The 19801-nt window shown below is 42.1% G+C and carries 18 protein-coding genes; 17 read left to right on the forward strand and 1 reads right to left on the reverse strand.

All coding sequences use genetic code 11. The features are described from left to right. The first annotated feature begins 65 nt into the window (after nucleotides 1-65). The 14 genes from AC58VC_RS17710 (at nucleotide 66) to AC58VC_RS17775 (ending at nucleotide 17191) form a co-directional block, all read left to right on the forward strand. Nucleotides 66-971 (forward strand): helix-turn-helix domain-containing protein, encoded by a 906-nt coding sequence (locus AC58VC_RS17710; protein WP_497370098.1) that lies wholly within the window; start codon nucleotides 66-68, stop codon nucleotides 969-971. Nucleotides 972-1053: 82 nt separating this feature from the next. Further along, nucleotides 1054-1920, forward strand: coding sequence for a M15 family metallopeptidase (locus AC58VC_RS17715; protein WP_497370099.1), 867 nt, complete (start codon nucleotides 1054-1056; stop codon nucleotides 1918-1920). A 14-nt stretch (nucleotides 1921-1934) separates the two neighbouring features. After that, nucleotides 1935-2630 (forward strand): response regulator transcription factor, encoded by a 696-nt coding sequence (locus tag AC58VC_RS17720; RefSeq protein ID WP_497370100.1) that lies wholly within the window; start codon nucleotides 1935-1937, stop codon nucleotides 2628-2630. Continuing rightward, nucleotides 2623-3732 carry a sensor histidine kinase gene (locus AC58VC_RS17725; RefSeq protein ID WP_497370101.1) on the forward strand — a complete coding sequence of 370 codons (1110 nt, stop codon included), beginning with the start codon at nucleotides 2623-2625 and terminating at the stop codon, nucleotides 3730-3732. The genes AC58VC_RS17720 and AC58VC_RS17725 overlap by 8 nt, the downstream gene beginning before the upstream one ends. 21 nt (nucleotides 3733-3753) lie before the next feature. Further along, on the forward strand, nucleotides 3754-4635 hold the full coding sequence (locus AC58VC_RS17730; RefSeq protein ID WP_497370103.1) for a carbohydrate ABC transporter permease: 882 nt from the start codon (nucleotides 3754-3756) through the stop codon (nucleotides 4633-4635). 59 nt (nucleotides 4636-4694) lie between these two features. Beyond that, nucleotides 4695-5525 carry a carbohydrate ABC transporter permease gene (locus tag AC58VC_RS17735; RefSeq protein ID WP_497370583.1) on the forward strand — a complete coding sequence of 277 codons (831 nt, stop codon included), beginning with the start codon at nucleotides 4695-4697 and terminating at the stop codon, nucleotides 5523-5525. A 24-nt stretch (nucleotides 5526-5549) separates the two neighbouring features. After that, a complete protein-coding gene (locus AC58VC_RS17740; RefSeq protein ID WP_497370104.1) occupies nucleotides 5550-6719 on the forward strand; it encodes an efflux RND transporter periplasmic adaptor subunit in 1170 nt (389 codons plus the stop codon). 40 nt (nucleotides 6720-6759) lie between these two features. Continuing rightward, nucleotides 6760-8109 (forward strand): ABC transporter substrate-binding protein, encoded by a 1350-nt coding sequence (locus AC58VC_RS17745; protein WP_497370105.1) that lies wholly within the window; start codon nucleotides 6760-6762, stop codon nucleotides 8107-8109. 169 nt (nucleotides 8110-8278) lie between these two features. After that, the gene (locus AC58VC_RS17750; protein ID WP_497370106.1) at nucleotides 8279-9352 is read left to right on the forward strand and encodes a HupE/UreJ family protein; all 1074 of its coding nucleotides are present in this window, start codon (nucleotides 8279-8281) and stop codon (nucleotides 9350-9352) included. Between the two features lie 172 nt (nucleotides 9353-9524). Beyond that, the gene (locus tag AC58VC_RS17755) at nucleotides 9525-11435 is read left to right on the forward strand and encodes a metallophosphoesterase (RefSeq protein ID WP_497370108.1); all 1911 of its coding nucleotides are present in this window, start codon (nucleotides 9525-9527) and stop codon (nucleotides 11433-11435) included. Nucleotides 11436-11530: 95 nt separating this feature from the next. Further along, nucleotides 11531-13399 carry an S-layer homology domain-containing protein gene (locus AC58VC_RS17760; RefSeq protein WP_497370109.1) on the forward strand — a complete coding sequence of 623 codons (1869 nt, stop codon included), beginning with the start codon at nucleotides 11531-11533 and terminating at the stop codon, nucleotides 13397-13399. Nucleotides 13400-13485: 86 nt separating this feature from the next. After that, on the forward strand, nucleotides 13486-14613 hold the full coding sequence (locus tag AC58VC_RS17765) for a HupE/UreJ family protein (protein ID WP_497370110.1): 1128 nt from the start codon (nucleotides 13486-13488) through the stop codon (nucleotides 14611-14613). 74 nt (nucleotides 14614-14687) lie between these two features. Beyond that, nucleotides 14688-15860: a YibE/F family protein gene (locus AC58VC_RS17770; RefSeq protein WP_497370111.1), complete on the forward strand. Its 1173-nt coding sequence runs from the start codon at nucleotides 14688-14690 to the stop codon at nucleotides 15858-15860. A gap of 317 nt (nucleotides 15861-16177) precedes the next feature. Further along, a complete protein-coding gene (locus tag AC58VC_RS17775) occupies nucleotides 16178-17191 on the forward strand; it encodes an aldo/keto reductase (RefSeq protein WP_497370112.1) in 1014 nt (337 codons plus the stop codon). 218 nt (nucleotides 17192-17409) lie between these two features. Here the strand turns inward: AC58VC_RS17775 and AC58VC_RS17780 are convergent, their stop codons facing one another. Further along, a complete protein-coding gene (locus tag AC58VC_RS17780; protein WP_497370114.1) occupies nucleotides 17410-17979 on the reverse strand; it encodes a YdeI/OmpD-associated family protein in 570 nt (189 codons plus the stop codon). Nucleotides 17980-18231: 252 nt separating this feature from the next. Between AC58VC_RS17780 and AC58VC_RS17785 the strand changes: the two genes are divergently transcribed. The 3 genes from AC58VC_RS17785 to AC58VC_RS17795 all read left to right on the forward strand — a co-directional run bounded on the left by AC58VC_RS17785 (nucleotide 18232) and on the right by AC58VC_RS17795 (nucleotide 19629). Continuing rightward, entirely contained in the window at nucleotides 18232-18624 is a 393-nt protein-coding gene (locus AC58VC_RS17785; RefSeq protein ID WP_497370115.1) for a DoxX family protein, read from the forward strand. Between the two features lie 100 nt (nucleotides 18625-18724). Next, complete coding sequence (locus AC58VC_RS17790) at nucleotides 18725-19363, forward strand: HD domain-containing protein (protein WP_497370116.1); 639 nt, start codon at nucleotides 18725-18727, stop codon at nucleotides 19361-19363. Between the two features lie 149 nt (nucleotides 19364-19512). Beyond that, nucleotides 19513-19629 (forward strand): YjcZ family sporulation protein, encoded by a 117-nt coding sequence (locus tag AC58VC_RS17795; RefSeq protein WP_497370117.1) that lies wholly within the window; start codon nucleotides 19513-19515, stop codon nucleotides 19627-19629. Nucleotides 19630-19801: the final 172 nt, after the last annotated feature.

Here is a 19801-nt window from a genome sequence, read left to right on the forward strand (position 1 = left end):
ATCAAACAGGTGTCGAAGAGGACGAAATATAGGGGGTATTCGGACATTGGAAAGGAGATGGCGCCATGCGTGCAAAAAGACATATAGAAACAACACCATCGAGCATGTATTTGACACCAGATGCACCGATTTTCGTTAACAGAGTATCGGAGTCGTTCGAGCTTGCGGAGCATAACCATGAGTTTGTCGAAATCAATTACGTTAGCGAAGGCAGCGGATTTCATTATATCGAAGGACAGACACTGCCCGTAGCAAAGGGAGATTTATTCTTCCTGCCGATCGGGGTATCACATGTGTTCCGTCCGGCAAGCGCACAGTCCAGAAACAATCAATTGATCGTTTACAACTGTTTGTTTGGTTCGACGTTTGTTTGCAAACTTGCTGATTTTTTTGCTGGTGATCGAGACATGATTCACTTACTTACAGCGCCGTATCCAGAGCAGACGTGGGTTCATTGGAAAGATCGAGATGGTTCAATCCAGTCTATGTTCAATACGTTATTCGAAGAGTTTGTGCGGAAACGGCCAGATTATTTGCAGATGATGCAGCTGGAATTGCTTAGAATTCTTATGCATATTCGGAGGTGTGAAAGTGGTGATTCAGATTTGTCTTTATCCGACAGCACGGATGTAGAGCTAGATCATGTCATCGACATGATACGCGATCGGGTCGCCGAGCCACTTCAAATAGGTAAATTTGCCCTTATGGTGGGTCTAAGCGAAAGACAGTTTCGGCGTAGATTCGTCAAACGGACCGGAATGAACTTTACGGATTTCGTACATAAACTACGTGTTGAATTAAGTTGCCGTCTGCTAGTTTCAACAGACTGCACGGTGTCTTCAATCGCTCAGAAGGTTGGGTACCAGGATATTAAATATTTTAATCAGCTGTTCAAGAAAAAGACGGGGATGACACCGACGCAATACAGGAGCTATTATTCGTCTAACAATTACTACAAAGTAGAAGTTTAAGAAAAATTTTATTTTTAACCCCATTTTTTCTTAATTAGTTTTCCTTATCCTAAAGTGCATGAAGGGTTAGGAGGAACTAAGGATGAAGAAATGGGTTTTTTGTCTTGTCATACTTGTCGTGCTTGGCTGTGGAGTTGCTCAGCTAAAAGCGAAAGTTTTTAACGCGGAATCTCAGGAAGTAGATAGTCAAACGAAAGAGGTGACTTCTCAAAAGAACAATCATGCTATCAAAGTAGCTAAAGCTCAGATTTATAAAGGTAATTTGTTATTGATCAATAAAGATCATCCTGTACCTTCAGGAGGTGAAGCGACCGATGCGGTCAATCTGTTTCAAAATAAGGAGTTGATGAATGGATTCATTGTGCTGGACAAAACGATTCAGCTATCACCAAGCTTAGTGCAAAAATTCACAACAATGATTGGAGCCGCAGCAAATGATGGAGTTAGCCGATTTTTAATCAGCAGCGGATATCGGGACAATAAAGAACAAAATAAGCTCTATCAACAAATGGGTCCTGAATATGCCTTGCCCGCAGGTTATAGCGAGCATAATTTAGGCTTATCGCTTGATATTGGGTCAACGGAAGCGGAGATGAGCCGAGCCCCCGAAGGCAAGTGGTTGAAAAAAAACGCAGGGGACTACGGATTTATCTTGCGTTATCCGAGTGACAAAACGGCAATCACAGGTATCCAGTCTGAGCCCTGGCATTTTCGATATGTTGGTTTGCCGCACAGCGCAATTATGCAGGAAAAGAATTTGGTCCTGGAAGAGTATCTGGATTACTTGAAAGAACAGAAGTCCATCACGACTACTATAAATAATCAAACCTATGAGATTTCTTATTATCCTGTCTCTGCTAATAACACAATGATCCTTGTGCCGACGGATGGTCGCTACGAGATATCAGGCAACAATATGGATGGGGTCATTGTGACCACGCATTCCTGATTGGGGTGGGAAGAATGAAGTCGATCACAATTCTGATAGCGGATGATGAGACAGAGATTGCCGATCTGATTGAGTTGCATTTGGAAAAAGAGGGCTATCGCAGCTTGAAAGTATCTGATGGTCAGCAAGCTGTTTCTGCTGTTCTGACTCATTCTATTGATTTGGCGATTTTAGATATTATGATGCCTGAGCTGGATGGTTATGAAGTTACAAGGCTGATTCGAGAGCAACATCACTTGCCAATCATTTTCTTAAGTGCCAAAGCGACCGACCTCGATAAAATTACCGGACTAATTAGAGGAGCAGATGATTATGTGACCAAACCGTTCAACCCCATGGAATTGGTTGCTCGTGTTAATGCTCAGTTGAGGCGTTCCAAGCTGTTTAATCAATCAACGCAACCGGACAGAGTTATGTTAGAGGCAGGCGGACTGGTCATCTATCCCCAAGAACGCACGGTAATCCTTTACGACAAGCTTATTGAATTAACGCCAAAAGAATTTGATATTTTGTATCTGTTAGTCAGTTATCCAAAGAAAATCTATAGTGCGGAAAACATCTTTCAACAGGTGTGGGGTGATACCTACTATGAAGGCAGCAATACGGTTATGGTACATATTCGTACTTTGCGGAAGAAGCTTGGCGAAGATCTGCATAGGAATAAACTGATAAAAACAGTTTGGGGCGTGGGGTATACCTTTAATGGCTAAAATGTTCCAAAGCTTTCGCTTTAAAATGATCCAACTTTTTGGCTTGAGTATGCTAGTTTCCGCTACTATTACCTATTTACTCTATAAAGCTCTGCAGATCTATTATTATACGACCAAGTTCGAAAATCCGTTGACGACTATTCGTTATTTCATAAGAGATATTGGGGACATCAACTTCTTTTTGCTTATTTTCATCCCTCTTTCATATTTGTTTTTCTTTCTGTTCACCAAACGATATGCGGCCTATTTCAATGAAATATCCAGTGGAATTAATCAGCTTGCGAATGGCAACTTCAACAGTCGTATAGGTATTCCATCCAAAGATGAGTTTGGGGATATTGCAAGGGATATCAATCTGGCAAGTGAGAAATTGCAGCAAGCGTTGGAGAGAGGGGACTTTGCTGAAACCAGCAAAGAACAATTAGTCTTGAATCTGGCTCATGATTTGCGTACGCCGCTAACTTCCGTATTAGGTTATTTGGATTTCATTCTGCAGGACGATCAACTGGCAGCAGAGCGAATCAAACACTATACGAGTATTGCATTTACGAAGGCTCAACGTTTAGAAAAGCTTATTGATGAGCTGTTTGAAATAACTCGAATGAACTACGGGAAGCTTACCATTGAAAAAAAACCAATTGATCTAAGCGAGCTTCTCATTCAATTAAACGAGGAATTATACCCTGCATTTGAGAAAAACAACCTAACAACCCGCTTGAATGTGATGCCGCATTTGACTGTTTGGGGTGATGGAGAGCTATTGGCACGCGTATTTGAAAATCTGTTGACGAATGCTATTCGCTATGGAAATGATGGCCAATTTATAGATATTAACTGCCATATGGACGTAGAAGATGTTGTGATTCAAGTCATTAATTACGGAGATTGCATTCCTCCGGAAGAGCTGCCGTACATCTTCGATATGTTTTTTACTGGCGATCGAGCACGCACGCATCAAGAGGGGAGCTCCGGCCTTGGCTTATCGATTGCGAAAAATATTGTCACGCAGCATCGAGGCACAATTTTGGCTCAAAGCAATTTAATTTGCACGCTTTTCGAAGTCCGCTTTCCGCAAAATTTAGTATCCGAAGGTCTGGAGTAATAATGGGAGGAGGTTGCGAAGATGAACCAGGATTTATTGAAAAGATGGATTCGAAAGGATGGTTCAGCGGCTTTGCTATTTCTCATGCCGAGTGTTTTCGGATTCGCGTTATTTTATCTGATCCCGTTCGCCATGGGAGTGTTCTATTCTTTTACGAGCGGTACGGCAGACAAGCATTTTGTAGGTTTAAATAATTACCGTGAGCTGCTTGCTAGTCAATCCTTCCGTAAGGCGGCATCCAATACGTTTTATTTTAGTGCGATCAGCGTACCGCTTATCCTTGTGCTGTCGCTAGGGTTGGCGATGCTTCTGAGTAAGAATATCTATCTGCGCAAATGGCTGCGAACTGCCTATGTGCTGCCACTGGTTGTTCCTGTCGCTTCCATTATTCTGATCTGGCAAATGATGTTCGATTGGAACGGCTCGCTGAACGCCTGGCTGAGCAGCTTCGGATTTGAGCGTGTAGATTGGATGAAGACCGATGCAGCCCGAAATGTCATCATTATCGTTTATTTATGGAAGAACATCGGCTATAACGTGATTTTATTTCTGGCGGGACTGCAGCAAATCCCGAAGGATTATTACGAAACCGCCAATATGGAAGGCGCAGGGCGCTTAAGACAGTTTGGCAGTATTACAATGGTTTATTTAACAACCACAATAATCTTTGTAGTTATCATGTCGATTATTAATTCGTTTAAAGTATTCCGGGAAACGTATTTGATTGCAGGTGATTATCCGCATGACAGTATATACATGATGCAGCACTATATGAATAACATGTTCACGACGTTGAATATTCAGAAGCTGACTGCGGCGGCGACCATGATGGCTGGCTGTATTATTCTGATCGTCATTGGATTGCTTGCGCTTGAACGCCGCTATCGGCAGTTCATGGAATAGGAGAGGAGCAGGTTGTGTTATTTACTAACATATTGAAAAAAAGTGCGTTAACGGCCGTCATGGTCGCGATTGCAGTCCTGTTAATAATGCCAATTGTGATTACTTTCACGAATTCACTGATGTCAGATCAAGAACTTGGTACCAATTATGGACCGATAGGACAGATGAACAAAGTAGTTGCAGGGAAAGCAAATCCGTTTGTGAATACAAAATTGCTGCCGGATCAAGTGACCTTGAAGCAGTACGGCAAGGTGTTGGTAAGCAGCCCGAGATATTTGACGATGTTCTGGAATTCGGTATTTTTGGTAGTGCCGATCATCATAGGGCAAGCCCTCGTAGCAGCACTTGCTGCGTATGCATTCTCCAAACTGCAATTTCGTGGCCGAGAACCCTTATTCCTCGTCTATGTCTTGACGATGCTCATGCCATTCCAAGTGACGCTAGTGCCAAATTACATTATGGCGGATAAGCTTGGGCTGCTGAACAGTAGGAATGCGATTATTTTACCTGGTATTTTCGCAGCTTTCGGTGTATTTATGCTTAGGCAGTTCATGCTGGGTATTCCATATGCCTATATCGAAGCGGCAAAGATGGATGGAGCTGGGCATTTGCGAATTTTTTACAAGATTATTATTCCGATGATCAAACCGGGTTTGGCTGCACTGGTTATCCTCTTGTTCGTCGATTATTGGAACATGGTGGAGCAGCCGCTTATTTTTTTGGACGACCCATTCAAGCAGCCGCTATCGGTTTATTTATCCAATGTGACTGCTGAAAAGGGGATTGCTTTCGCCGCGTCGATGCTTTACATGGCTCCGATGGTACTGTTGTTTCTGTATGCGGAAACGTATTTCATTAAAGGTGTTCAATTGTCGGGCATTAAGGGGTGATGAATAGGAGGTGAAAGACGTCAGATGGAGTTAGAAAAAGAGCGGGGTGATCGCAGGCGCACCCGAATCATTCAAATTGTATTCATTGTTTTTATGGGAATGTTACTGTTTTTTACGCTATTCAGTAACACGTTGCAATCATTGACCTTGCCGAAAGTGCGAACAGAAAAGGCGGTTAACGGGAGTCTTATGTTTACGATTGAAAGTAGTGGTATATTGCAACCATTTGCCGAAATGAGATTATCGAACCCTGCCGATTGGAAAGTTAGGAAGATTCTCGTGAAAGAAGGGGATCGCGTGATGAAGGGGCAACAGCTAATCATTTATGACAGTACAACTGCCGAACGAGAATTGGAAGATCAACTTGCCTACTTAGAAAAGCAGAAAATCGAGCTGCAAAATGTTCAAGATCAGTTCATTCAGTTGAACACGGAAGGGGATGAATTCAAGATCCGGAATGCAAGACGTAATATTGAAACGCTTAAACTGGATCAGGGCGTCCAGGAACGTAAAATTAACGAGTTGAGAGATCGTCTGACTAACCAACGGGAGATGATCGCTCCGTACGATGGGATTATTAATAAATTGAATGCTATTGAAGGGGTAGCGTCAACGGGAGATCCGGATGCTCTTATCTCGAATAGCAGTCTAGGATATCGCTTGGATATTTCTGCCGATGCAACGCTGCTTTCGAGCCTGGGGGTTTCGGTCGGAGATAAGGTTGAGGTCAAGGTACATACCAGTGCAGACACAGAACAAGCTCAACAAATCCGTATGATCGACGGCACGATTGATGAAATGACCCCTGCAGAACCTCTTATCGGGAGCCCACGTGGAGAAACAGGACTTACCCCACCAATTCCGCAGAAGTCTCTTCGCATAAGGATTGCTGATTCCGAGCTGAGAGGGGGTGAGAAGGTCGAGGTCAAATTGGAGAAGCGCTCACAGCAAGAAGGATTGGTCCTATCTAATGAGGCAATTCATGAGGACTCTGAAGGCACATTTGTATATAAAATTGAAGAGATGAGGGGGACTTTGGGCAATAGCTATATAGCCCGTAAAGTCCGAATTCGATCCAGTGAAGCGAATGGCAAAAAAACAATGATTCAAGCGGATAATCTCTATATGGATGACCTGATTATTATGGAAAGTAGCGAGCCTTTACAAGACGGAAACCGTGTTCGTTTGCAATAGTTAAGCAAGTAAAAAAGATCATTATAGGAGGAATCATTCGATGAAAAAATGTATGTATATGATTTTTATTGGTATTTTAACAATTTCAATGACCGCGTGCAGTACGGGAGACAACAAAGGTTTGTCAAATACGAAGGAGCCGGCAAGCGAGGCGTTGTCAAATACGAAGAAGCCGGTAAGCAAAGAGGGGAAAACGATCGTGACTATGGCGATGTCAGGATCGCTTGATCCTTCGAATTATTTTGTACAGTCGGGAGAATACGGATTTTTTCAGACGGTAGAGAAAAAGTTTGAAGAAAAGTATCCGGATATTGATCTGGCATTTCAGTTTACAGAAGATAATCAAAAATATAAAACCACGACAAATACAGCCTTGCTATCAGGGAAAGGTCCGGATATTTTCGAAATAAGCAGTTTGCCTATCGAAGATTATGTGAGCAAAAAGCTTCTCCTGAACATGGATGGGGCCATAGAGCAAGACAAAACGCTAAATAAAAACGATTTGCAAACGAACATTTTGGATGTATTGAAGCGCAGTGGTAGTCTGTATGCCATGCCTTTAGGGTTCAACTTACGTGTTTTTGCAGGAGATGGGGACATTCTTAAGAACACGAATGTTGACGATAAGAAGTGGACCTGGAAGGATTTTGAGAATACGGTGAAGAAACTGGGAGAGGGCAGCAAAGAGCGGCGCTACGGTTTAGCGTTTTATCCAGCAGAAAGCGTCTTTATAGATTTGTTTGTGGGAAGATACTCAGAGTTCGTTGATATTTCAACGAAAACGGCAAAGATCGACTCTCCTGTATTCGTCGGATTGATGAACCAAGTTAAGAAAATGTATGATGATAAAATCATGACGGGGGATGAGGGAGCTTCTATTTTCTATTCCTCAAATGGTATCTCAAAGCCAGAAGGTTTAATGAGTCTGTATGAAATCTTCTCCAATCCGAAACTGCTGCAACAACCAGAACAAACGGGCGGAGCGAGGGTTAGCTCTGCATCCCAGTTTGCCGTACAAGTCAATTCCTCGGCTAAAGAGGAGGCTTGGAAGGTTATTGCCTTCTTATTATCCGATGAAGTGCAAACCTTGCCAGGAAGAACAGGATTTTCACTGCTTAAATCCGTGAATGAGAAGCAGCTGAACGAGATTCAGAAGCAAGTTAAAAGTGGAACGTACAAGCTTTCAAGCGGGAAAGTACCCAAGGTGTCGGACGAACAATTTACGCAGTTCAAACAAATGATTGATACAGCACGTAGCTATCAGTCACCAGACATGGAAGTGTATGCCATTTTAAATGCAGAGGTCTCATCCTTCTTTAACGGACAAAAGTCTGCGGAGGAAGTAGCCAAGCTAATCCAGAACAAGGTGACAACCTTTTTAAACGAGTAGCAAAAAAATGAAGTCTGCGGCGAAAAAGCTGCAGGCTTTTTTTTACCTAACAATGATTCACCTTCACAATAAATATATATGATCGAGACTCTCCTCTAACATAATGGGCTTATATTGATAAGCAGACGTTAGCATAGGTATTTCAGCAGCAGATCAGGAGGGTATAGAAATGGTGAGAAAGTGGTTTAGTTTATTTACATTATCGTTCGTATTATTCATGCTATGGGTTCCTCTTACCTTTGCTCATGACGGTGACAGCGTGGCCTATTCGGATATTTCAATGAAAGATGGCGTCATAACGTACAAATTGCAACTCGATATGTACGATATGCGTGCAGGAGCAACACAAAATGATCCGAACAGACAGTTCACGACCCCTGAAGTGTTAAATCAATTCGTTGCCAATTCGCAAAAGGAAGTGGAAGCTTATCTGCTTTCCCAAATCAAATTATTTGCTGATAATTTGCAGCTCGATGGAAAGCTGACACAGCTTACCTATTTCGATAAGGACAATCAGCCGTTTGCCGAAGCGATCCTGGAGTACCCAGTGAAAACTAATCCTCAACATTTTAAATTGGATTATGACTTGGTTTTTGATATGGATGAGTGGCATGTCAATTATGTAACCTTAGCGCTCGGTGAGTTTAAACATAATGCTGTGTTAGTGAAAGATCTACGTGAGGTTCAAGTAGGTCAATTGAGCTTTGGACATGCCATCAGTGAATTTTTTCAACTTGGTTATGAAAGCTTGTTGCTAGGTTTTGAGCATCTGTTGTTTCTATTGGGTCTGCTTATCGGCGTGAAATCTAGGAAGCAGCTACTAGTATTTGCAGGTATTTTTGCAGCTGCTCAGCTACTGACTTTGATTTTGGCTAGTCTACCTATCCCGACGCTTCCGGTTAAATTTGTAGATTCTGGCATTGCACTTAGTATTCTATATGTCGCTCTGAACATGCTGTTCAACAAGAACAAGGAACAAAATTTGTGGTTAATAACCTGCTTTAGCTTGATTCATGGTTTTGGTTTTGCTGAGGTATTGCGTAGAATGAGCAGCCATGGACAACACGTTGCATTCTCATTAATTGCCTATAGTGCAGGGATTGTTATCAGTTTAGCTGTAATTGTGCTGATTCTGTATCCACTGATTTCTGCGATCCGCAAAATCAAGTGGGCGATTCCTGCTATTTTAATTGTACTCGCATTACTCGGATTAATAGCGTTTATTAGGAGCTATCTAGCGTAAATTCGCTAAGCCGTGAAAATTTTCATTGTTACCATAAACTGTATACTTTACGTTTACAATTAACACACGTAAAAATATATTTCTCTTTACAGTTCTAAGTTACAGTATAAGGAGTGCCTTCAAATATTAACCGCGCGGTGAGGCACTATCATCTTATAGGAGTGGTTCATATATGTTTAGTTTATTTGATTCCAAAAGACGACTTACCACAATTACTGTACTAGTCTTAGCCCTTCTATTAGTCATTTCTCTTCTGCCGTCTGGATTTGCAGATAAATTTAAGCTGAATTCAGTCGTCAGTGCAGATGCAAGCAGTTATGCTATCTCAGACGTTGTACTCAATCCGGGGAAAAATGAATCCGAAATGAATGTAACGTATTATACGAACGTAAATCCGATCGCTGCCAAAGTCCAAGTAACTTATAAGGCTCTCGTGGTAGGCGGTAATTTCCCTAGCGGTTCTAACGCTGTTACCTTCACAGGAACGACTTCCGAAGCAGCGACAGTTTCATCGAATGTTTATTATTCCAACAAAGTAACGATTACAAGTATTACACCTAATACCGAGTTTGCGTACCGAGTAGGAGACGGCACCAACTGGAGTCCGATTTACTACTTTTCATCACAAGATCCATACAACTACAGCGTTATGTTTGTAGGAGATCCGCAAATCGGTTCGTCAGGTAGTGTAACCAATGATACATATGGTTGGACTAACACTCTGAATAAAGCGAATGCTATGTTCCCTAAAACAAGTTTTATTATGTCCGCTGGTGATCAGGTGGAAACGAATAACAGTGAAGCCCAGTATGATGCTTTCCTAAGTCCAAGTCTCCTAAAAAGTTTACCTATAGCAACGGTTGTTGGTAACCACGATGGCAGTGCGAATTATTCTTATCACTTCAACCAGCCGAACCAGTCTACTTTAGGTGCCACGACGGTTAGCCCAGGCGACTATTATTACACCAAAGGCGACACTTTGTTTATGGTATTGAATACAAACAATAGCAGCGCAGCGGCACATGTACAGTTTATGAAAGAAACCGTGGCTGCTGTTCCAAATGCCAAATGGAAGTTTGTCTCTTTCCACCATGATATTTATGGAGCGGGTACTCACTCAATAGAGTCTTCTATTACAAATTTGAGAGCAGGCCTTTTCCCAACGTTTGATGAGCTGAATATCGACATGATCTTCATGGGGCATGACCACTCTTATGTTAGAACGTTCGTTATGAAAGGTGACAAACCGCAAAAAAATCAGCTTGTTGACAGCCAAGGAAGAGATGTAAACCCTACAGGTTCTACGTACATCACGGCCAACTCATCAAGTGGTAGTAAATATTATTCCTTGCAAACAACACCAGAAGTTTACTCCGCAGTTAGAAGTCAGCTTCGTGTTCCGACCTTCTCTATGATTGATGTAAGTCCAACAAGCGTTACGGTTAAAACGTTTAGAACCGATACAATGGAAGTCGTTGATTCCTATGGATTGGTTAAGGATACAGAAGCTAAAGTATATTCTAAACAAACACAAGATGTTCATCCGTCTACTTTTGAATACTACTATGCCCTTACAAATGGTAATAATGTAAACACCGTAGATGCAACTTTCGGCTTTGACAGCACAAGAATCAAATTTAAGAAAGCTGAGCTAGTATCTCCTAACGCTGGAGTCATTGACAGCAAATTAGAAGGTAACTCCGTTAGGGTTGTGGCTGGCTTAACAACAGCTATCTCGACAATTGCACCCACAGATGTTGTTAAACTTACCTTTGAGCTAGTTCAAGGACCGCAGAAAGTGGCGTCAGCAGATTTAAATCTTCTCAGCTCAATTACTTCTTCGGTTGGATTAAATAAAGATACGAAATCTACGATCACTGGGAAGACAGGCTCCGTTATCAGCTATTACGATTTTAATAACGACGGTCTATTAACGGCTTCCGACTTGTCCAAAGCCCTACAGTATTACAGAGCTACTTCAACTGATGCAAACTGGAATGCTGTTAAGTTTGCAGATATCAATACGGATAATGTTGTTGATATTACGGACTTCACATTAATCTTAAGGCAGATTCTTGAATAATCATTGATACCCCTAGATATTCATTGATAGACCTTCACAGGAAAAGGCTTTATGCCTTTTCCTGGATTTTAAACTAGAGAGGTGCCTTGTAGAAAATGAAAATGAAATTGATGGCAGTCTTCGTTCTTATATGCATCCTATCCTTACAAACAGCTGCATTTGCTGCTACTAGTCTTCAAAGTGTAGAGTTTTCACAGCCAAGTGTTACTGTCGGCACCAATGCAAACGAATTTTCAGTGGGCATCATTGTTACGAACAATGCGTTGTTTAGCGGCGCTGAATTTGGTTTAGGACTTGAAGGTAATATCCAAATTAAATCAGTAGATTACACAAGTACCATTACTAGCGAAAATAAAGTGGACACAGAAAAAGACGGAGTTCATTATTTTGGCTTCTTTGATACCAAAAATATATACAACGGAAAAGTAAACATCTGTAATGTGACATTTACTTATACGGGCAATGATCCTGCGAAAGTAACGATGAAAGAAACCAATGTAACAACAACGACCGAAAGCGGCGGGGCAACAAAGGAAAGTATAACACCTGGTCTTGTTCTAAATGTGAACAGGGAAAGTGTTGGCAACCCACCTAACACCTCAGGAGGAGGAGGTTCTTGGGCATCAGCGCCATCCGCTACTCCTGTAACAACGATTACCCCACAAGAACTCGCTTTAATTACTCAAAATGCGGACCAAAAACTGAACGAGCTATTAACCGCCAAAAACAATGGGGGCAATGCACAAACAGCACTTAAACAGGCAATCGATGTGGTTGAAAAGGCGATAGAACAACAATCGACATTGAATATTTCCGGTTCGGTTAAACTGGATGGTGATACCGCCAAGGTTGAATTAAATGCCAACGCGTACACTGATTTGTTCAAAACAATGAAGGATCAAGCAGCGATTATGCGTGATAAATTAAAAGCATTTGATCCAAATGCTGAAGTTAAAGTAACTGCAACCCTTGATTTAGGTACACAAACTGTAAATAATGCAGAGATCCCAATTATTGCTGATCTAGTAACGAAAGCCAAGGAAGCTGGAATTGATGCGATCTCGTTTAAAATAAATGGCGTTTCCTTAGCCGTTGATGTAGATCAATTTACGGGGATTACTACGCTGACTATTAAAAAACAACCAGCAGCAAACTTAGTTACAAACTTAAAAATGGCATCAGATATATACAATTTTGAGTTTATGAATAGCTCAGGCACAAACGCGACCTTTACGAAACCTGTTATCATCAGATTACCGATTACGGTGCAAGGATTGAATTCGGACTTATTCTCTCTAGCCAAAATCGTTGACGGTAAATTGGAGTTTTATGGCGGTCGTTATGACGCAGAAGGCAATTACTCCGAGGGTGAACGCAAATCATTTTCTACTTATGCCATCTTTGAGAACAAAGTAGAATTTAAAGATATTGCTGACGTTCAAGCATGGGCAGGTAAATCAATTGGAATCGCAGCTGCTCAAGGAATCGTACAAGGCCGAAGCGAAGGCGAATTTGCGCCAAATGCTGAAGTTACACGCGCAGAATTCGCTGCGATGATTGTAAAAGCTTTTCACTTGGACGATGAAACAGCTACCGAATCCTTTAATGATGTAAACGATGGAGATTGGTTTAAGTCCGTAGTTGCTTCTGCTGCCAAAGCTGGAATCATCCATGGGCGTTCGGATGAGCAATTTGCACCAAATGAAAAAATTAGCCGTGCGGAAATGGCAACAATTGCGTCGAATGCACTCGTGGCTGTCAAAGGCTACAAGCATGAGACAGACATTAACGCGTTATTAAGTAAATTTAAAGATAGCAGCTCAATTAATTCCTCTCTTGCCGCTGGTGTTGCATTAGCCGCAAGTCTAGACATCGTAGTTGGTTACAATGATAACTTTGCACCCAATGATTCATCGACACGTGCTCAAGCAGCCGTTGTGATTGAGAGACTTTTAACTAAATAAGCAGCAAACGGAATGACAGAATCCTCCTCTAAATGCAGATAGGGGAGGGTTTTGTCTTTATTATGAAAATTCTGGAGGGAAAATATATGATCAAGATTAATGCTCCTGTTAGGCGTACAATAGTGTGCTTATTGGCGCTAGTATCAGTGCTGCTGGTGTTTCCTTTCACGCAAGCCGCTTATGCCCATGCCTATAGTGCTGGGTACACGACGCTGACGCTGACCCAATCACAAACCGAGATGATCTATACCCTGGACGAACTATCTGTCATAGAGCTAATGAATGGTGATACTAACTCGGATAACAAGCTGGATCAAGAAGAGTTCAGCGCAGTGAAAGAACGCATGGAAGCCACCTTAAAAGAGAATCTAACCTTTAACATGAACGGGGAACCAAAGGCTTGGACACAAGTGGAGAGCTTCGGTCTTGAACAGCAAGGTGACGTAACCAAGCTGGTGTTGAAAGCCGTTTATCCTCCGGCATCACCTTCGATGACTGTATCTTTAATCGATAATCTTTATACGAATGATGCGAAAACGAATTACGTTAACCTGTTAACGATCAATCATGGTGATCAAAAAAGTACACAAGCCTTATCCGGTAATTTCCGAACATGGAACATGGCCGTGACGGACAAGGATTTTGAATCCGAACAACCAAATTCAATGAACGGCTGGTTTTCCTTTTTTAAACTGGGTATGAGCCATATATTGGGTGGTTATGACCACTTGCTCTTCTTGTTTTCCCTGCTGATTGCACGCCAAACACTTAAGCAGTATGCGACTATGATTACTGCTTTTACAATTGCTCATAGCTGCACCCTAACTTTAACGGTTCTGGGCATCATTAATGTACCTCCTATGATTGTTGAGCCTGCAATTGCGCTTAGTATTTGTTATGTCGCCATTGATAATATCAGGCGTCCCACGGTTAGCCATCGCTGGGTGCTCACCTTCTTGTTCGGGCTTATTCACGGAATGGGATTCGCCGATATATTGAAGGAAATGAACATTCCGAGAAGTGAACTGGCCGTTGATTTGATCAGCTTTAACCTGGGAATTGAAACCGTTCAGATCTTAATCGTCGGATTGCTTGTGCCGCTGCTCTACCTCATGCACCGTTATAAATATGCAAGACGCATCGTTGTCGCCTGCTCAAGTGTCGCTCTTATTTTAGGAGCCATTTGGCTGCTGGAGCGGGTAATGACTATTTAATGAAGGAAACCTCTGGGGCAAACATAGGCTAGAATCGGTATCCAACTACAGAGCTACTAATTTGGAGGTTTCAAATGCTTAAATCAAAGAAAGTAAGAGTTGTTCTTTTTGTATTGTTTCTAGTACTCGTTAGTCTATTTATGTATTTCTTTAATCATAGTCCCGAAGCCAAGTACAATGAACATGGTGATACATCCTATACCAAATATGAAAAAGCAAAGGTAGTGAAGGTACTTAGCGAGGAGTTGGTCAAAGATTCTTCAAGAGGGGATTTATATTCGGGGTCTCAGGAACTCGAGGTTAAAATTCTTTCCGGAGAGCATAAAGGTACCGTTCATACCATTACCAACAACGTAAGTGTCTACTTAAACGTTATTGCAAAAGCAGGACAAACGCTTATCGTGAGTGTCGACACGGCGGATGCTCAAAACTATCTGGTCAGCGTGTACAGCTATTATCGAGCTCCACTTTTATTAACATTAACTTTACTCTTTTTTGCTACTTTGTGGTGGCTTGGCGGAAAGAGAGGCTTAATGTCGGTGGCTGGCATCGTATTTACTTTTGCTTGTATTATTTACTTGTTCATCCCTATGCTATATAGAGGGTATTCTCCCATACTTGCATCTGTACTGATTGTTATCCTAACAACCTGCGTTACCTTGCTATTATTGAACGGTTGGAGCTCGAAGTCTGTCGCTGCCATCATAGGAACGACAGTTGGGATGATCATCGCGGGACTCGTTGCTTATATAGCCGGTAATTTAGCCCATATTTCAGGGTATAGCACACCGGAAGTCGAGATTTTAATCGTTGTTGCCGATCAAACCGGTATGCAGCTTAAGGGGTTGCTGTTCGCGGGGATTTTACTTTCTTCGCTTGGTGCCATTATTGACGTAGGCATAGCTATTGCTTCATCCGTTTATGAAGTATATGTAACTAATCCTAATCTTAGCAAAAAGGAACTGTTTATGTCCGGTATTAATGTCGGACGAGATATGATGGGAACCATGGCCAATACCCTGATTCTTGCCTTCACAGGAACCACACTAGCTTCTCTGATGATCATATATGTTTCACAGGTGTCCAGTAATCAATTGCTGAACATGAATATGATCACCGTTGAAGTAATCCAAGGAATAACCGGATGTTTTGGGGTTGTGCTTACTGTACCAATTGTCGCCTTTATTTCCTCACGGATCATTCCTAATTTTGAAAAGAAGGAAAAGCTTGCTCCAGTAGTTGAATAGACGAAGGTCCGAGCAATGGACAAAGAGTCATCAAGAAATAGCCAGCGAACCCTTGGGTTTGCTGGTTTCTTTGCGCTTTTCCTCAAAAACATGCGCGTGTATCATAGCTACTTGCAAGTACCTATGATACTTCAAGGTTCCTATAATACTTAAAAGTACGTACTTCCATTAGAATTTAATATGCGACATAATAACAAACGGATAGACCATGTTTACTAGCAGCTACCGTGAGTATTAACTCACATAGAAATAAGCAAGATAGAGTCAAGCTAGAATAAAGATCAGATCACATTGATTTTAAAAGGAGGAATTATAATATGTTAAGTTATCTGGAGGGGAAACTGGGATTTGGTACTGCGCCGCTTGGCAATATGTTTCGCAACATCCCGGAAGAAGAAGCAATAGCAACAGTGGATGCTGCTTGGGAGCAGGGCATTCGTTATTTCGACACGGCTCCATTCTATGGCGCCGGTTTGGCTGAAATCCGTCTTGGTGAAGCGCTGTCGAAACGCCGCCGCGACGAATATGTATTAAGTACAAAAGTGGGGCGCGTCATTTTAGACGAATTGGAAGAGCCAGCTTCGCGCGACTTAGGTGAGAAGGGGGGACTGTTCGAATTCGGACGCAAGAATAAGCTCGTCAACGACTACAGTGCAGACGCTACCCTGCGATCTATCGAGCAGAGCTTAGAACGATTGAAAACCGATCGCCTGGATATCGTCTACGTTCATGATATCGCTCAGGACTTCTATGGTGATGAGTGGCTTTCACAATATGAAATCGCCAGAACTGGGGCGTTTCGCGTGCTAACGCGTCTGCGTGAAGAAGGGGTCATTAAGTCTTGGGGACTTGGAGTGAACCGCGTAGAGCCGATTGAAATCACTCTGGAACTGGAAGAAGCGAACCCGGACGTTAGCTTGCTAGCTGGCCGCTACACGTTGCTGGATCATGAGTATGCTTTGCAACGATTGATGCCAACCGCCGCTAAAAAAGGTGTGGATATTATTGTTGGAGGCCCGTACAGCTCCGGCATCTTGGCTGGAGGTACCCACTTCGAGTATCAGAAAGCTTCGCCGGAAATCATTTCGAAAGTTGAGCGAATCAAAAGTATTGCGAATCGCCACCAAATTAGTATCAAGTCCGCCGCCTTGCAATTTTCTTTGGCCAATCCGGCAGTTGCGGCTGTAATCCCTGGAGCTAGCCGACCTGAACGAATCGTAGAGGACAATTTAGCATTGAACGCTGTTATTCCGGATGAATTTTGGCAGGAAATGCGTGAACAAGAATTGGTATCGCATAACGCGCCGCTGCCACTAAGGTACAATCGCTAAGTCTGTAACCAAAGTTACCTGTTTCACTAACGGAAAACGCAAGTTAAATCATACAAGGAGCAGATCGCAAAGCGATAGCTGCTCCTTCTTTTTATTAAAGTAACGGTCAGATTTGCATAATAAAAAGATGTGGTTCCCCTCGCCAAGGGGAACATTTGTTTGGTATATTATTAATAGTCTATAGGGGTATGGCCACTGAAAAAGTTGCCCAGAGTATCTTAATAATCTAGTAGACGCCCATTATCATTCCATTGACCATAGATTTTGTTTTCTCTAGTATTTGCTATGAATTTGTCTAATCTGCTCTTAAATAACTCTGGCTGATTCTTAATGCTTTGTATCGTGTCGATCCGAACTCTTTTATAAAGATCCGGAAATGCCATATAATTATCATATACTTGCTTTTCCTCTTGTAGCCTTTGCTCTATATCTCTATCTATTCTAAAAGAATAGTGATCCCTATCAGGAAGAACTACTCTTCCTTCGTCTCTCATTAACCCCAACTTTTCGAGGCGGCAGACGCGTTCTTTATTCAATTCAGTCCATGAGCTTTTTTTGCTTCTAGGAGATAGTCTCTGAGCCATCTCAGTTTCAGATACTTTCTTTTTGACTCCATCGATCCATCCAACGCACAAAGCTTCCTCGACCGCGTCCAAATATAACAACCTATCAGGGCGGGGCTTCATACTAACCAGAACCCAGCAAAATTTCTCAGTCTTACAATTTTCATGAAGCCAAATCCTCAAATCTTCTCTCGATTTTGTTGGAATTAGATGTTCAATTTCCATAGATGAAACATGGCCCCCCACTTTGATTGCGTACACTTCAAATGTAGTATAATTTATTAAAGGTGACAGGTGTATGTCACTTTTTATAAAAGCACAATAAAAAAATACGTCCTTTGTCGATTTCATGATTGTTCACTCGTCGTTATTCATAGGTGGGCAATTTCAGTAACTTTCGAACGAGGATTGTATGTATCACTCATGTACTAAAGTTTTAGAATCAATAGGTAACTAACTATAAGGGAGAGATTGACGATGACAAGAACAAGTTCTAAAGGCCGTCTATGGACAGGAAGAGTGATGAGTGGGATAGCCATTCTGTTTATGCTGTTAGACAGTATCATGAAATTATTTAAACCTGCATTTGTTGTTGATTCTACCGTATCACTTGGTTTTCAAGAGCATCATATTTATTTAATTGGCATACTCGGACTTCTTGCAACTATTCTTTATACATTACCTCGTACAGCGATCATAGGTGCGATGTTATTGACCGGTTATTTTGGCGGTGTGATTGCGACACAGGTACGTCTGGATGCCCCACTTTTTTCTACCATCCTTTTTCCTGTTTATTTGGCAGTGTTGGTTTGGGGAGGCATTTGGTTGAGGAATGAGCAAGTGCATAAATTGTTATTATTGCAAAAATAGATCGGGTGTAGATAGAAGCGTGAATTGCTCTGCATATTTGTTCCGACAATTGAGAAATATGGAAAGGAAGATTAACGAACGAATAGGAGGAAAGTTATCGATGACGAATTTAGTCGCTAACATCAAGATTCCCGATAGTAAACTAGCTGCCCAAGCTGCTGAACTATTGCGCGAGCATGGCGACGACCTTCTGTGGAACCACTCGAACCGAGTCTATCTGTTTGCTGTGATGAAGGCTAACCTGAATCAAATTAAATACGATCCAGAATTGCTTTATATTAGTTCGCTATTCCACGATATCGGGCTTACTCCCGCATTCCGAAGCGCGGACAAACGCTTTGAGGTCGATGGAGCTAATGCTGCCCGTGATTTTCTTAAAAGTCGCGGTGTTCCAGAAGATTCCATTCGGCTTGTATGGGATGCTGTTGCCCTGCATACATCCATCGGAATCGCCGAATATAAGGAACCAGAAGTGGCACTTATGAATTTTGGTGTCGGTTATGATGTGGTTGGGAAAAACTTCGACCTCATCTCAGATGAAGTGCGGCAGCAAGTCGTCGAGGCTTTTCCTCGAAACCAGTTCAAACAAAACATCCTACATGCATTCATGGAAGGCTTCAAACACAAGCCTGAAACGACATACGGCACGATTAACGCTGACGTGTGCGAACTGCTGCTTCCGGGATATAAACGCCCCAACTTTTGCCATCACGTCCTGCATTCCAAATGGGATGAGTAAATCAATCTATTCCACTAGGCAGCCCGCCAGATTGCGCGGCTGTCTTTTCTTTGTAGTAGGCACCCGACGAATCCGTCCAAGCAATTGTTCTAATTAATTCGTACTCTATACAGTCGTTACATTTTTCTTAACAAGAGGAGGAGCTCTTTATGGGTTACACCGCGTTGTCATCTACTGGAAACTGTGGTGGAGGGTATACGTCGACAGCAACCATCCTTGTCCTTTTCATCTTATTGGTTATCATTCTGACGTCAGTTAGCTTGTAAGGCAGAAAGGAGGATATGAACTATGGGGTATGAAGCAGGTAGCACAAGCGCAGCCGCAATTTTGGTTCTCTTCATTCTTTTGGTTATTGTTACTATGACATTTGTATGGTAAACGTGTAGACAAGACATTGACCCATGAAAAGCCGCGAAATTCGCGGTTTTTTTCATGGAA

Source organism: Paenibacillus sp. J22R67 (genome assembly GCF_059692175.1).

What these genes read in the sequence shown, in the direction of transcription:
- AC58VC_RS17710 (WP_497370098.1), top strand. Translation starts at nt 66, where the DNA reads ATGCGTGCAAAAAGACATATAGAAACAACACCATCGAGCATGTATTTG.
- AC58VC_RS17715 (WP_497370099.1), top strand. Translation starts at nt 1,054, where the DNA reads ATGAAGAAATGGGTTTTTTGTCTTGTCATACTTGTCGTGCTTGGCTGT.
- AC58VC_RS17720 (WP_497370100.1), top strand. Translation starts at nt 1,935, where the DNA reads ATGAAGTCGATCACAATTCTGATAGCGGATGATGAGACAGAGATTGCC.
- AC58VC_RS17725 (WP_497370101.1), top strand. Translation starts at nt 2,623, where the DNA reads ATGGCTAAAATGTTCCAAAGCTTTCGCTTTAAAATGATCCAACTTTTT.
- AC58VC_RS17730 (WP_497370103.1), top strand. Translation starts at nt 3,754, where the DNA reads ATGAACCAGGATTTATTGAAAAGATGGATTCGAAAGGATGGTTCAGCG.
- AC58VC_RS17735 (WP_497370583.1), top strand. Translation starts at nt 4,695, where the DNA reads ATGGTCGCGATTGCAGTCCTGTTAATAATGCCAATTGTGATTACTTTC.
- AC58VC_RS17740 (WP_497370104.1), top strand. Translation starts at nt 5,550, where the DNA reads ATGGAGTTAGAAAAAGAGCGGGGTGATCGCAGGCGCACCCGAATCATT.
- AC58VC_RS17745 (WP_497370105.1), top strand. Translation starts at nt 6,760, where the DNA reads ATGAAAAAATGTATGTATATGATTTTTATTGGTATTTTAACAATTTCA.
- AC58VC_RS17750 (WP_497370106.1), top strand. Translation starts at nt 8,279, where the DNA reads ATGGTGAGAAAGTGGTTTAGTTTATTTACATTATCGTTCGTATTATTC.
- AC58VC_RS17755 (WP_497370108.1), top strand. Translation starts at nt 9,525, where the DNA reads ATGTTTAGTTTATTTGATTCCAAAAGACGACTTACCACAATTACTGTA.
- AC58VC_RS17760 (WP_497370109.1), top strand. Translation starts at nt 11,531, where the DNA reads ATGAAAATGAAATTGATGGCAGTCTTCGTTCTTATATGCATCCTATCC.
- AC58VC_RS17765 (WP_497370110.1), top strand. Translation starts at nt 13,486, where the DNA reads ATGATCAAGATTAATGCTCCTGTTAGGCGTACAATAGTGTGCTTATTG.
- AC58VC_RS17770 (WP_497370111.1), top strand. Translation starts at nt 14,688, where the DNA reads ATGCTTAAATCAAAGAAAGTAAGAGTTGTTCTTTTTGTATTGTTTCTA.
- AC58VC_RS17775 (WP_497370112.1), top strand. Translation starts at nt 16,178, where the DNA reads ATGTTAAGTTATCTGGAGGGGAAACTGGGATTTGGTACTGCGCCGCTT.
- AC58VC_RS17780 (WP_497370114.1), bottom strand. Translation starts at nt 17,979, where the DNA reads ATGGAAATTGAACATCTAATTCCAACAAAATCGAGAGAAGATTTGAGG.
- AC58VC_RS17785 (WP_497370115.1), top strand. Translation starts at nt 18,232, where the DNA reads ATGACAAGAACAAGTTCTAAAGGCCGTCTATGGACAGGAAGAGTGATG.
- AC58VC_RS17790 (WP_497370116.1), top strand. Translation starts at nt 18,725, where the DNA reads ATGACGAATTTAGTCGCTAACATCAAGATTCCCGATAGTAAACTAGCT.
- AC58VC_RS17795 (WP_497370117.1), top strand. Translation starts at nt 19,513, where the DNA reads ATGGGTTACACCGCGTTGTCATCTACTGGAAACTGTGGTGGAGGGTAT.